A 12,303-nucleotide genomic window follows, 5' to 3' on the forward strand; every position below is an offset into this window, starting at 1 on the left:
AGTTTCAGGAGTACTTTCAATCATTTTGGGTTTTTCGTACAATGCCGCTCCGACGATGCCAGCATAAATATTGATGACCCTTACTGCCCTCGGAATAAACCACAAAACTGCACCTGTTGCGTTACGCGAAAAAGTCGCCTTTACACCGGATTCTCTGGTGTCTGCGCTCGCCTCGCTGAAGCAGATAGACGGTATTGAAGAATCTGTCATCGTGTCTACCTGTAACCGCACTGAAGTCTACGTAAAAGGGGCCGGTGAGGCTGCGTTGCTGCTCGACTGGTTATCTGCCTTTCATGATGTGAAACGGGAAGATATTGAACAGAACAGCTATCTTTACCAGCAGGAAGACGCAGTAAAGCATGTTATGCGGGTAGCAAGCGGGCTGGATTCGTTGATCCTCGGTGAGCCGCAAATTCTCGGACAGATCAAACAGGCATTCAGTGACGCAAAGCATTCCGGTACTGTGGGGGCAGAGTTCGAGCGGTTATTCCAGCACACGTTCTCTGTGGCTAAAAAAGTACGCTCTGAAACAGAAATTGGTGCTAACGCAGTATCTGTGGCCTTTGCTGCGGTGCAACTGGCCAAACATATATTCAGCGCATTACCAAAGCGTTCAGTATTACTGGTAGGTGCCGGCGAAACCATTGAACTGGTTGCCCAACATTTAAAAGAACAGGGCGTTCAGCGTCTTGCCGTTGCCAACCGTACCGTAGCCAGAGCTGAGAATCTGGCGGCGAATCTGGGCGCAGATGTACTCACACTGTCTCAGTTGCCTGAACATCTTCACGATTTTGATATTGTCATCAGTTCTACAGCCAGCCAGTTGCCATTGATAGGTAAAGGGATGGTGGAAAAGGCCTTAAAGCAGCGCCGTAACATGCCCATGTTTCTTGTTGATCTGGCGGTTCCCCGTGACATTGAGTCTCAGGTTAATGAACTCGGCGATGCCTACCTTTATACTGTTGATGATTTGCAGCATATCGTTGAGCAGAATCTAGCTTCCCGTGAAATGGCCGCGCAGGACGCTGAAAAAATCATCGATGATCAGGCTTCCGTATTTTTAAGCTGGAAACAGGCGCAGCATTCCATTGATTTGGTGCGTCAGTACCGTCAGAAAGGCATGGCATCCAGAGATGAGCTGGTCGCACGGGCGATGAACCAGTTGTCCGAAGGCCGCAACGCGGAAGACGTTGTACAGGAACTGGCCTATAAACTCACCAATGCGTTGATGCACGGGCCTACCCGTGTATTGCGGGACGCTGCACACGAAAATAATGCCGCGCTGACTCAATGGCTGGGTCAGGCGATGGATCTTGCCGGTAACGGGCAGGACAAAGAAGGGTAAAACAGAATATGAAAGAATCGGTGACCAGAAAGCTCGAGAACCTGGTGGAAAGGTTTGACGAGGTTCAGGCATTGCTTGGTGATCCCGGTACGATTTCCAATCAGGATAAATTCCGCGCGTTGTCAAAAGAGTTCAGTCAGCTGGAAGATGTTGTAAAAGGCTTTAATGCTTTTCAGCAGGCTGAAGAAAATCTTGCTTCTGCACTGGAAATGATGGAAGAAGACGATGCCGAAATGCGCGAAATGGCGCAGGAAGAAATGAAGCAGGCAAAAGAAGACATTGCACGCCTTGAAAGCGAACTGCAAATTCTTCTGTTACCTAAAGATCCCAACGACGACCACAACTGCTTTCTGGAAATCCGTGCCGGTGCCGGCGGTGATGAGGCGGCTATTTTTGCCGGCGACCTGTTCCGTATGTACAGCCGCTATGCCGAATCAAAGGGCTGGCGCGTAGAGGTGGTCAGTCAGAATGAAGGTGAGCACGGTGGCTTTAAAGAAGTCATTGCTAATCTTTCCGGTGAAGGCGTTTACGGTATTATGAAATTTGAATCCGGCGGACACCGGGTACAGCGTGTGCCGGAAACTGAATCCCAGGGACGTATCCACACGTCAGCCTGTACCGTCGCGGTATTGCCTGAGATCCCTGAGTCTGAAGCCATTGAAATTAATCCGGCAGACCTGCGTGTTGATACCTTCCGTGCATCCGGTGCCGGTGGTCAGCACGTTAACAAAACAGACTCTGCTATCCGGATGACTCACATTCCAACCGGTCTTGTGGTTGAGTGTCAGGATGAGCGTTCACAGCACAAAAACCGTGCTAAGGCCATGTCTGTACTGCAGGCCCGTCTTAATCAGCTCGAAGAAGAAAAGCGGGCGAAAGAAGAGGCTACCACCCGCCGCAATCTGGTGGGCAGTGGTGACCGTTCTGAGCGTATCCGTACTTACAACTTTCCCCAGGGCCGTGTGACTGATCACCGCATCAACCTGACCCTGTACCGTCTTGATGAGGTCATTGAAGGGGATCTGGCTGCGCTGGCTGATCCTATCCGTCAGGAACACCAGGCCGATCTGCTGGCTTCACTGGCAGACGAATAATGTCAGTCACCATTGCCTGTGCACTTCAACAGGCAAAAGAAGCGCTGGCAGGGGGAGAGTCTCCTGCCACCGACGCAAAAGTACTGCTGGCCCATGTACTGGACCAGACACAAACCTGGTTATACACCTGGAGTGATAAAGTACTTAAGGACGAGGAGCTTAACCGCTTCAGACAGCTTATCAGTGAAAGAAAAACAGGCCGGCCGGTGGCGCACCTGACTGGTATCCGCGACTTCTGGACACTGACACTCAATGTGAATCCTGCCACGCTTATTCCGCGTCCGGAAACCGAGCTGCTGGTGGAGAAAGCGCTGGAACTGCTTCCTTCTGAGCCTTGCAATGTGTGTGACCTGGGCACCGGAACAGGCGCTGTGGCGCTGGCACTGGCCAGCGAAAGACCGGACATTCAGGTCACCGGTACAGATCGCATTGAAGAGGCTGTCGACCTCGCTAAACAAAATGCAGCACTGAATCACATCACTAACGTCTCATTTATCGTCAGCCACTGGTTTGATGCCCTGAAAGATAAGCAGTTCGATATGCTGGTGACCAATCCCCCTTATGTGGAATCAGACAGTCACTATCTGCAACAAGGTGATGTCCGCTTCGAACCCCTGTCAGCGCTCACCGCCGGTGAGGACGGGCTTGATGATATCCGGCTTATCATCAGTCAGGCATCAGTATGTCTTAAGCCAGGCGGATGGCTGCTTATTGAACATGGCAGTGAGCAGGGCGGTGCAATCCGCGGACTGTTTAATGACAGCGGTTACACCATGGCAAACACCTTTGCCGATCTTGCCGGTCTTGACCGGATAACTATTGCGAAAAGACCTGCTTGCGAATAATTCCTCTTACAGTATGCTTTAACCGGCCTTTTATAAAAATGGAATGCTGTAAATGACTGATGATTTCCTGTTTGCGGACGATGACGACGAGGAATTAACAGAGGAACTTGGCGTCTGGAAGGTGCTCATTGTTGACGATGAGCCGGAAGTACACGCGGTGACAAAACTGGCGTTGAGCGATTTTGTGCTGGATGATAAGCGGCTGGAATTTGTCAGCGCCTATAGCGGCGAAGAAGCCAAAACCTACTTTCGTGAAAATGACGACGTGGCTGTGGTGCTGCTTGATGTGGTGATGGAAACCGATAATGCCGGGCTTGAAGTCGCAGAATACATCAGAGAAACACTGGATAATCATTTTACCCGCATCATTCTGCGGACCGGACAACCCGGTCAGGCACCGGAACGGGATGTGATTGTTGATTATGATATTAACGATTACAAGTCAAAAACCGAACTAACCGCGCAGAAGCTGTTTACTGTCATGATTGCGGCATTGCGATCGTATCGCGATATCGTCGTGATTGAGGAAAGCCGCGCCGGTCTTGAAAAAATTATTGATGCTTCCGCCGACCTGTTCACTTCCCGATCTCTTGAAAAATTCATGCGGGGTATCATTCAGCAACTTTCCTCAATTCTCGGATTCTCCAAAGACGCAGCCTATATTACCAATGCCGTGGCGGTGCCGCGGCCTGTAACGCAGTCTTTACCGCAGGAACTGTTTGTGTTTGCCGGCAATGGTGAATATGCCGGTCAGGAAGGGAAATCGTTGATTGATGCGTTGCCGGCAGAAGCATATTTGCTGTGTCAGCGGGCGTTAAAAGAGCAAAGCATTATCTTTGGCGAAGATTATGTGGTGGCTTACTGCTTCAGTAAGCACTATAAGGGGTCATTACTGTATTTATCCGGTATCCCCCGTAAGCTCAGCGAGACAAATATGCATTTGTTGCAGTTGTTCTCAGAAAATGTGCAGCTGGCATTTGAAAATGTGCTTATCAGTCAGGAAGTGGAAACCACCCAGCGGGAAATCATTGAGCGGTTGGGTAAAGCCATGGAACGTGACAGTGAAACCAGCAGGCATATCCGCCGGATGGTCGATATGGCTGAATTACTGGGCAGGTATGCCGGGCTGGGCGAAGCACAAATCATGACGCTGCGGCTTGCTATTCCGTTACATGATGTGGGAAATGCACATATCTCGTCACAAATCCTGACAAAAACAGATGTACTGACGGAAGAAGAACGGTTTGCTATCCGTCAGCATGCGGAATTTGGCTATCAGATATTAAAAGACTCAGACAGTCCCACCATTCAGCTGGCTTCCGTACTTGCTAAAGAACATCATGAACGGTGGGACGGACAAGGCTATCCTGAAGGACTGAAAGGTGAAGAAATCCAGCTGGAAAGCCGGATCGCGGCTATCGTCGATGTGTTTGATGCACTGATGAACAAGCGCCCGTACAAAGAAGCCTGGTCGCTGGAAAAAACCGTCAGCACGTTGAAGGCGGAAAGCGGACGACATTTTGATCCGCAGCTGGTCAGCTATATGCTGGCGAATATTGGCCGTTTCGAAGAAATTCAACGCCGGCTGGCGGACGACATATCACAATAATAAAGAGGTTGTTATGTATTTAATGGCTAAGCATTTACACCTTACGGCCATCGCTCTCAGTGTATTTCTTTTTATTTTCAGATTTATGCTGTCCCAGTTTAACAGCGAGTTACTGACCAGAAAGTGGCTTAAAATTCTCCCTCATGTCATCGACACCTGCCTTCTGGCCAGTGCGCTATGGCTATGTTTTCTTATTGGCCAGTATCCGTTTGTGCAGAGCTGGCTGACCTTCAAAGTGGTCGGGCTGGTGGCCTATATTCTGATGGGGATGTTTGCGCTTAAATGGGGGCGGAACAAGCCACTGCGCTGGATCGGTTTTATCGGTGCATTAACCTGGTTAGGGTTAATCGCCAGGGTTGCAATATCAAAGCAACCGTTGTTTTTTTAACTTGGAAGTAAATAATGACACAGTCACGTACTGAAATTCAGGTTGGCGATATTACTGTTGCTAACGACAAGCCGTTTGTATTATTTGGTGGCATGAATGTGCTTGAATCCCGTGATCTGGCAATGCAAATTGCTGAACACTATGTGGAAGTGACGACACGGCTGGGCATTCCATACGTATTTAAAGCCTCTTTTGATAAAGCGAACCGTTCTTCTGTAACGTCTTACCGCGGACCGGGCATGGAAGAAGGCTTAAAGATTTTTGAAGAAATCAAATCTACTTTTAATGTACCGGTGATCACCGATGTCCATGAGCCTCATCAGGCGGCACCTGTGGCGGAAGTCGCGGATGTTATTCAGCTACCGGCCTTTCTTGCCCGCCAGACCGATCTGGTGGTGGCAATGGCAGAGACCGGTGCGGTCATTAATGTGAAGAAACCCCAGTTTCTGGCTCCCCATGAAATGCGTCATATTATCGGTAAGCTCGGGGAAGCCGGTAACGATAAGGTGATCCTGTGTGAACGGGGCAGTTGCTTTGGATATAACAATCTGGTTGTCGATATGCTCGGCATGGATGCAATGAAAGCGTATGCACCGGTAATTTTCGATGCTACTCATGCGTTGCAGATGCCGGGAGGCAGAGCTACTTCAGCAGATGGCCGCCGTGCACAGGCTGCGCAACTGGCGCGTAGTGGTATGGCTTTAGGTCTTGCCGGTTTATTTATCGAAGCGCATCCGAATCCGGACGAAGCGAAATGTGACGGACCATGTGCGTTGCCATTGTCAAAGCTGGAACCGTATTTACAGCAAATGAAAGCGTTAGATGAGTTAGTAAAAGGGTTTGCGGCGCTGGATACCAGTGCAAACTAGATGAAACGCTGAAAACGGTGCCCGGCAACACTGTTGCCTGGCACCGAATCAGGTGTGAAAAAAGGGCTTATTCGCTGCGGTTTTCTTCCTTAGCGTCGCGATTGTCTTTTTCGTTCATCGCGATAAGTGTACTGGCTACGTGCTGTTGCACTTCTGCGGCCAGAGCAGCCTTAACTTGTTCCTGAACACTGACCATTTCTACAGACAGTTCAAGGGTATTCATAGCAGGTACCACAGGCATAGAAGCCGGCAGTTCCTGAGAAATAGTTGGGTAAGCAGTGGTTGCCGCTAAGATAACAGCCAACTGGCTGAAGAATTTTTTGAATTTAGTCATATCACACCTAATAAAATTAATTTAAAATTCGTTAACAAATTAAGCTTTCTTGTTAACATTGCACTTGTCTAACTGATTGATTGAAAAGTGCTGTGCTTTGAAAGCGTGCGAATAATAAACAGATTTTACTCGTCTTTAAAACGAGTAAAAGTAGGGTTTAAGGATTAGAAAAACTAATGCTTTATCACGTTGGTCATTTAGCTGTCGGAGGGAAGCGTGCATAGACGTTTGCCGCCGCTGAATGCGCTGAAAGCCTTTGAAGCCGCCGCCAGGCACCTGAGTTTTACCAAAGCCGCCGAAGAATTATTCGTTACCCAGGCTGCTGTCAGTCATCAAATTAAAGCGCTCGAAGAATTCTTATCAATGAAGTTGTTTCTTCGCCGTAACCGGACATTGCTCCTTACTGAAGAAGGACAGGCCTATTTTCTTGAGCTGAAAGATATCTTTAAACATCTTCAGGAAGCCACAGAACGATTGCTGGCAAAAGGCAGTAAAGGAGCGATTACCGTTGCTATGCCGCCAAGTTTTGCCAGCCAGTGGCTGGTACCCCGTATCAGTCGTTTCAGCATTGAGCATCCGGATATTGATGTTCGTATTAAAGCGGTAGATTTCGATGAAGGGTTTTTAGAAGACGATGTGGATGTGGCCATTTATTACGGTAAGGGCCGCTGGAGCGGTGTGAAAGCCGATAAACTGCATACCGAGTACCTTACTCCGTTGTGCTCTCCTATGTTGTTTAACGGCCCTAAACCGTTGAACAGCCTGAGTGATTTGAAACACCATGTTCTGTTGCACGATTTAAGTCGTGAGGCCTGGAAAAACTGGTTGAAAAGTGTCGGCGTGTCCGGCGTGAATGTAAACCAGGGCCCGGTGTTTAGTCACTCCATGCTGGTGCTCCAGGCGGCTGCGCTGGGGCAGGGCATTGCGCTGGGTAACACTATTCTTGCCCGCCCGGAACTGGATGCGGGCCGTCTAATCATGCCTTTTGAAGAAAAAGTCGCCAGTCGGGATGCGTTTTATCTGGTTTGTGATGAAGCGCAGGCAGATTTAGGTAAAATCGCCGCGTTCAGAAGCTGGATATTGGCGCAGGTTGAAGAGGAACAATATGATGTCTGACATGATCACGGACCGGGCAGAGAATGAGGTCGCCGTTTTGATCCTCGCTCATGGTGCCGGTGCGGGAATGCAGTCTCCCTTTATGGCAGATATGGCTGCCTTACTGGCAGCACAGGGGATTACGGTGGCGCGTTTTGATTTTCCCTACATGCAGACCATAGCGGAAACCGGTAAAAGAAGACCACCGGATAAAATAGAAAAACTGGAAGCTTTTTATAAAGATCTGGTAGAGCAGGTGACTGAGAATAGCTCTTCGCCGGTATTTATCGGCGGCAAGTCTATGGGCGGTCGTGTGTCGACGATGATTCTTGAAGCAACAGAGGCGAAAGGCGCGGTGGTATTTGGTTATCCTTTTCATCCCCCCGGCAAGCCGGAAAAGCTGCGCACGGAGCATCTGGTGAAGATGACAAAACCCGTATTCATCAATCAGGGTGAACGGGACACCTTCGGTACGCAAAGCGAAGTTGACGGTTACAACCTGTCGGGTCAGGTCACTTTGCATTATCTGGCTGACGGCGACCACAGTCTCAAGCCCCGTAAATCCAGCGGTTATACATTAAACGAACATATGCAGCAGGCGGCCTCAGCTTCAGCCGCTTTCATCAACAGGCTTATTTCATGTTAAAACCTTTTGTACTTACCGGTGCCATTGCTGCGCTGGCCGCGGTGATATTTGGCGCGTTCGGTGCGCATGCGCTGAAGTCAGTACTCAGCGATTCACAACTGACATCATGGCATACCGCTGTGGACTATCAATTTTATCATGCGCTGGCGTTACTGATTTTGCCGGCACTGCGACACGCAGTGAGTAACAGGTTATTAAGTACTGCCGGTATTTGTTTTGTTGCCGGCATTGTTTTGTTCAGTGGCAGCATCTACTTACTCACCTTGCTGGAATGGCGCTTTCTCGGACCGGTAACGCCACTTGGCGGTTTATTCTTTATGATTGGCTGGGTGGCACTGATCACCGGTGTGGTAAAAGGAAAGTGGCATGAATAGTTTGCTGATTTATTGCCGCAGTGGTTATGAAGCTGATACCGCCGGGGAACTGACAGCATTGTCCTCTGAAGCCGGTATTTACGGGTATCCGGTATTTACGCCTGACCAGGGCTTCATTTTGTTTCATTTTTATGAGCAGGACGATGCAGACCGGCTGGGTCAGCGTCTTGCTGTGGCTGATACCATTTTCCCCCGTCAGATTGTGGCGGTCACCGCTCATCTTGAAGATCTCGATAAATCGAACCGGGCAGGTCCGGTATTGGCCGCCATCAGCGACGCAGACACGGATGAGTGGAAAAACACCTTATTGTTTGTCGAGCATGCCGATACTGAAGCAGGGAAAGCGCTGGCTAAATTCTGCCGGAAGTTCACTGTGCCACTGCGGCAAGGCTTAAGAAAGCAGGGAGCGCTAACATATAAAGAACGAGAAGACGGCAGGGCATTGCATGTTTTCTTCACTGATTATGACAATTGTTTCGTGGGCCATTCTTATCCGGCCATGCGAAGTCCCTTTGCTAACGGCATTTGTCGTCTGAAATTTCCGCCGAAAGCACCCAGCCGCTCGACTCTCAAGCTTGAGGAAGCCATTCTGACCATGCTGGACGATGAAGAACGCCGCGAAATTTTCCGTGAAGGCGCCCGTGCGGTAGATTTGGGGGCGTGTCCGGGTGGCTGGACGTATCAGCTGGTGATCCGCGAGATGGGCGTTGAGGCCATTGACAACGGTGCTATCGACGAAGAACTCATGGCAACAGGATTAGTGGACCATTATGCGGCAGACGGCTTTACTTATAAGCCCAAATTTGGCCGTGTAGATTTGCTGGTGTGTGATATGATAGAGCGCCCCGACAGGGTAGCGGTACTCATGAGTGAGTGGCTGGAAAAAGGTTGGGCAGATCATGCGATTTTCAACCTTAAGCTGCCAATGAAGAGACGGTACGACACGGTGACGGCCGCTATCGGGGAAATACAATCGCGACTTGGCAAAAAAGCTGGCGGCTTTCGGATGAAAGTCAGACACCTTTATCATAATCGCGACGAGGTTACTGTTACTGTCATAAAAGCTTAAATAAAGCCTTATGATGGTAATTTATTGATTTTAAATGTAAAATTAAAGGCTTGGCGCGGAACTGCTGAATAAGTTTTAGACTTTTTTCGCAAAGGACTATAAATCTGGTATTGAAATCCTTTATAATCCCGCCGTTTTTTTACTCTGAACCAACGAAAGTGAACTAATGTCAGACTTATCTCTTTACAGAAACATTGGTATCTTCGCCCACGTAGACGCGGGTAAGACTACCACTACAGAACGTATTTTGAAGCTTACCGGTAAAATCCATAAAACTGGTGAGGTACACGATGGTGAGTCAACTACTGACTTCATGGAACAGGAAGCTGAGCGCGGTATTACTATCCAGTCTGCTGCGACTACTTGTTTCTGGAAAGACCACCGTATGAACATCATCGATACTCCGGGACACGTTGACTTCACAGTTGAAGTTTACCGTTCTCTGAAAGTATTGGATGGTGGTATCGGTGTTTTCTGTGGTTCAGGCGGTGTTGAGCCTCAGTCTGAAACTAACTGGCGTTATGCTAACGAATCAGAAGTTGCCCGTGTAATCTTCGTAAACAAACTGGACCGTATGGGTGCAGATTTCTACCGTGTTGTTGGCCAGGTTAAGAAAGTACTTGCTGCTAACCCGCTGGTAATGACGCTGCCAATCGGTATCGAAGACGAATTCAAAGGTGTTGTTAACCTGCTGGACATGAAAGCGTACATCTGGGATGACTCTGGCCTGCCAGAAAACTACGAAGTCGTTGATATCCCTGCTGACATGGTTGACAAAGCGAACGAGTACCGTGAGCAACTGGTTGAGACTGCTGTTGAGCAGGACGATGACCTGATGATGGCTTACATGGACGGCGAAGAACCTTCTCTGGAAGACATCAAGCGTTGTATCCGTAAAGGTACACGCGATATGTCATTCTTCCCGACTTACTGTGGTTCTGCATTTAAGAACAAAGGTATCCAACTGGTACTGGACGCAGTAATTGACTTCCTGCCTTCTCCTACAGAAGTTGATCCTCAGGAGCTGACTGACGAAGAAACTGGTGAACCTACTGGTGAAGTTGCCACTGTATCTGTTGACGAGCCGTTCCGTGCTCTGGCGTTCAAAATCATGGACGACCGTTTCGGTGCGCTGACCTTCATCCGTATCTACTCTGGTAAGCTGAACAAGGGTGATACTATCCTGAACTCTGCTACTGGTAAGACTGAGCGTATCGGTCGTATGGTAGAGATGCACGCCGATGAGCGTACAGAACTGACTTCTGCGCAGGCAGGTGACATTCTGGCTGTTGTAGGTATGAAGAACGTTCAGACTGGTCACACCCTGTGTGATCCAAAGAACCCTTGTACCCTTGAGCCAATGATCTTCCCTGAGCCTGTAATCTCTATCGCTGTTAAGCCTAAGGATAAAGGCGCTAACGAGAAGATGTCTATCGCTATCGGTAAACTGGTTGCAGAAGATCCTTCATTCCAGGTTGAAACTGATGAAGATTCTGGCGAAACCATCCTGAAAGGTATGGGTGAGCTTCACTTAGACATCAAAGTAGACATCCTGAAGCGTACTTACGGCGTTGAGCTGGAAGTTGGTCAGCCGCAGGTTGCTTACCGTGAAACTATCACTACTCCGGTAGAAGACAGCTACACGCACAAGAAACAGTCTGGTGGTTCTGGTCAGTTCGGTAAGATCGATTACCGTATCAAGCCAGGCGAGCAAAACTCTGGCTTTACGTTCAAATCTACCGTTGTTGGTGGTAACGTACCTAAAGAATTCTTCCCGGCTATCGAGAAGGGCTTTAAAGGTATGATGGACGAAGGTCCTCTGGCTGGTTATCCGGTACTGGATGTTGAAGTTGAACTGTACGACGGTGGTTTCCACGCAGTTGACTCATCAGCTATCGCGTTCGAAATTGCAGCGAAAGGTGCATTCCGTCAGTCTATGCCTAAAGCCGGTCCTCAACTGCTTGAGCCAGTGATGAAAGTTGACGTATTCAGCCCTGAAGACAATGTAGGTGACGTAATCGGTGACCTTAACCGTCGTCGTGGTATGATCAAAGACCAGGAAGCTGGTGCGACTGGTGTACGCATTAAGGCAGATGTACCTCTGTCTGAAATGTTCGGTTACATCGGTCACCTGCGTACTATTACATCTGGTCGTGGCCAGTTCTCTATGGAGTTCAGCCACTACTCAGCATGTCCTCAGAACGTAGCTGAGAAAGTAATGGAAGAAGCGAAAGCGCGTAAAAACGCTAAGTAATTCTTCTTGAAAGCTTTAAAAAACCCGCCATCCGGCGGGTTTTTTTATGGCTGGTAAAACTGTACTAAACCTGTACTTGCGATGACTCCGGCAGCTGATACATTTAAGCGGCTTAAAGGAGAGAGTTATGCAATGGATTGTCCACACACTAGCGACAGTGATCCCCCTCGGCTTTATCGTCTACTGGTTATGGTTCAGAAACGCCTGGTACAAGTCTATGCTTCGCAAAGGGAAGCAGGGCGGTAAAGATACCATCGCCATTTATCCTACCGTCGCCTCACTGCTCAGGCTGGAAGCGGCAGTCGTTGTACCTGTCAGCCGGGTAACCAAAGTCATCATCACAGCACGTTGCATTATATTTTATGCCGGCCCCTGTAAAAT

The 12,303-nt window shown here is 49.0% G+C and carries 12 protein-coding genes; 11 read left to right on the forward strand and 1 reads right to left on the reverse strand.

Annotation, left to right across the window (positions count from 1 at the left end; genetic code table 11):
- The first annotated feature begins 73 nt into the window (after positions 1-73).
- From hemA to kdsA, 6 genes are read left to right on the forward strand one after another with little or no spacing between them, the layout of a single operon-like run.
- Positions 74-1,345, forward strand: a complete 1,272-nt coding sequence (gene hemA / locus ACXAGR_RS15600; RefSeq protein ID WP_303574159.1) for a glutamyl-tRNA reductase — start codon at positions 74-76, stop codon at positions 1,343-1,345.
- A gap of 8 nt (positions 1,346-1,353) precedes the next feature.
- Positions 1,354-2,439, forward strand: a complete 1,086-nt coding sequence (gene prfA / locus ACXAGR_RS15605) for a peptide chain release factor 1 (RefSeq protein ID WP_119501750.1) — start codon at positions 1,354-1,356, stop codon at positions 2,437-2,439.
- The gene (prmC, locus tag ACXAGR_RS15610; RefSeq protein ID WP_474851195.1) at positions 2,439-3,284 is read left to right on the forward strand and encodes a peptide chain release factor N(5)-glutamine methyltransferase; all 846 of its coding nucleotides are present in this window, start codon (positions 2,439-2,441) and stop codon (positions 3,282-3,284) included. Before prfA ends, prmC begins: the two co-directional genes overlap by 1 nt.
- 52 nt (positions 3,285-3,336) lie before the next feature.
- Positions 3,337-4,893, forward strand: a complete 1,557-nt coding sequence (locus tag ACXAGR_RS15615; protein ID WP_474851196.1) for a DUF3369 domain-containing protein — start codon at positions 3,337-3,339, stop codon at positions 4,891-4,893.
- Positions 4,894-4,906: 13 nt separating this feature from the next.
- Positions 4,907-5,281 (forward strand): SirB2 family protein, encoded by a 375-nt coding sequence (locus tag ACXAGR_RS15620; protein ID WP_474851197.1) that lies wholly within the window; start codon positions 4,907-4,909, stop codon positions 5,279-5,281.
- Between the two features lie 14 nt (positions 5,282-5,295).
- Positions 5,296-6,150, forward strand: a complete 855-nt coding sequence (kdsA, locus tag ACXAGR_RS15625) for a 3-deoxy-8-phosphooctulonate synthase (protein WP_474844495.1) — start codon at positions 5,296-5,298, stop codon at positions 6,148-6,150.
- Positions 6,151-6,217: 67 nt separating this feature from the next.
- Here kdsA and ACXAGR_RS15630 read toward each other — a convergent pair whose 3' ends face one another.
- Complete coding sequence (locus tag ACXAGR_RS15630; protein WP_474851198.1) at positions 6,218-6,484, reverse strand: hypothetical protein; 267 nt, start codon at positions 6,482-6,484, stop codon at positions 6,218-6,220.
- Positions 6,485-6,700: 216 nt separating this feature from the next.
- Between ACXAGR_RS15630 and ACXAGR_RS15635 the strand changes: the two genes are divergently transcribed.
- From ACXAGR_RS15635 to fusA, 5 genes are all read left to right on the forward strand, one after another.
- Positions 6,701-7,600, forward strand: a complete 900-nt coding sequence (locus tag ACXAGR_RS15635) for a transcriptional regulator GcvA (protein ID WP_119501744.1) — start codon at positions 6,701-6,703, stop codon at positions 7,598-7,600.
- Positions 7,593-8,225 carry an alpha/beta family hydrolase gene (locus ACXAGR_RS15640; RefSeq protein WP_349587459.1) on the forward strand — a complete coding sequence of 211 codons (633 nt, stop codon included), beginning with the start codon at positions 7,593-7,595 and terminating at the stop codon, positions 8,223-8,225. The genes ACXAGR_RS15635 and ACXAGR_RS15640 overlap by 8 nt, the downstream gene beginning before the upstream one ends.
- Complete coding sequence (locus ACXAGR_RS15645; protein ID WP_474851199.1) at positions 8,219-8,599, forward strand: DUF423 domain-containing protein; 381 nt, start codon at positions 8,219-8,221, stop codon at positions 8,597-8,599. Before ACXAGR_RS15640 ends, ACXAGR_RS15645 begins: the two co-directional genes overlap by 7 nt.
- On the forward strand, positions 8,592-9,668 hold the full coding sequence (gene rlmM, locus ACXAGR_RS15650) for a 23S rRNA (cytidine(2498)-2'-O)-methyltransferase RlmM (protein WP_474851200.1): 1,077 nt from the start codon (positions 8,592-8,594) through the stop codon (positions 9,666-9,668). The genes ACXAGR_RS15645 and rlmM overlap by 8 nt, the downstream gene beginning before the upstream one ends.
- A 166-nt stretch (positions 9,669-9,834) precedes the next feature.
- The gene (gene fusA / locus ACXAGR_RS15655) at positions 9,835-11,922 is read left to right on the forward strand and encodes an elongation factor G (protein WP_474844490.1); all 2,088 of its coding nucleotides are present in this window, start codon (positions 9,835-9,837) and stop codon (positions 11,920-11,922) included.
- Positions 11,923-12,303 lie beyond the last annotated feature (381 nt).

Source organism: Alteromonas sp. ABH4_457, from assembly GCF_056160625.1.

Coding starts and splice junctions, on each gene's coding strand:
- fusA (WP_474844490.1), top strand. CDS start 9,835: ATGTCAGACTTATCTCTTTACAGAAACATTGGTATCTTCGCCCACGTA.
- prmC (WP_474851195.1), top strand. CDS start 2,439: ATGTCAGTCACCATTGCCTGTGCACTTCAACAGGCAAAAGAAGCGCTG.
- kdsA (WP_474844495.1), top strand. CDS start 5,296: ATGACACAGTCACGTACTGAAATTCAGGTTGGCGATATTACTGTTGCT.
- hemA (WP_303574159.1), top strand. CDS start 74: ATGACCCTTACTGCCCTCGGAATAAACCACAAAACTGCACCTGTTGCG.
- ACXAGR_RS15615 (WP_474851196.1), top strand. CDS start 3,337: ATGACTGATGATTTCCTGTTTGCGGACGATGACGACGAGGAATTAACA.
- rlmM (WP_474851200.1), top strand. CDS start 8,592: ATGAATAGTTTGCTGATTTATTGCCGCAGTGGTTATGAAGCTGATACC.
- ACXAGR_RS15645 (WP_474851199.1), top strand. CDS start 8,219: ATGTTAAAACCTTTTGTACTTACCGGTGCCATTGCTGCGCTGGCCGCG.
- ACXAGR_RS15630 (WP_474851198.1), bottom strand. CDS start 6,484: ATGACTAAATTCAAAAAATTCTTCAGCCAGTTGGCTGTTATCTTAGCG.
- prfA (WP_119501750.1), top strand. CDS start 1,354: ATGAAAGAATCGGTGACCAGAAAGCTCGAGAACCTGGTGGAAAGGTTT.
- ACXAGR_RS15640 (WP_349587459.1), top strand. CDS start 7,593: ATGTCTGACATGATCACGGACCGGGCAGAGAATGAGGTCGCCGTTTTG.
- ACXAGR_RS15620 (WP_474851197.1), top strand. CDS start 4,907: ATGTATTTAATGGCTAAGCATTTACACCTTACGGCCATCGCTCTCAGT.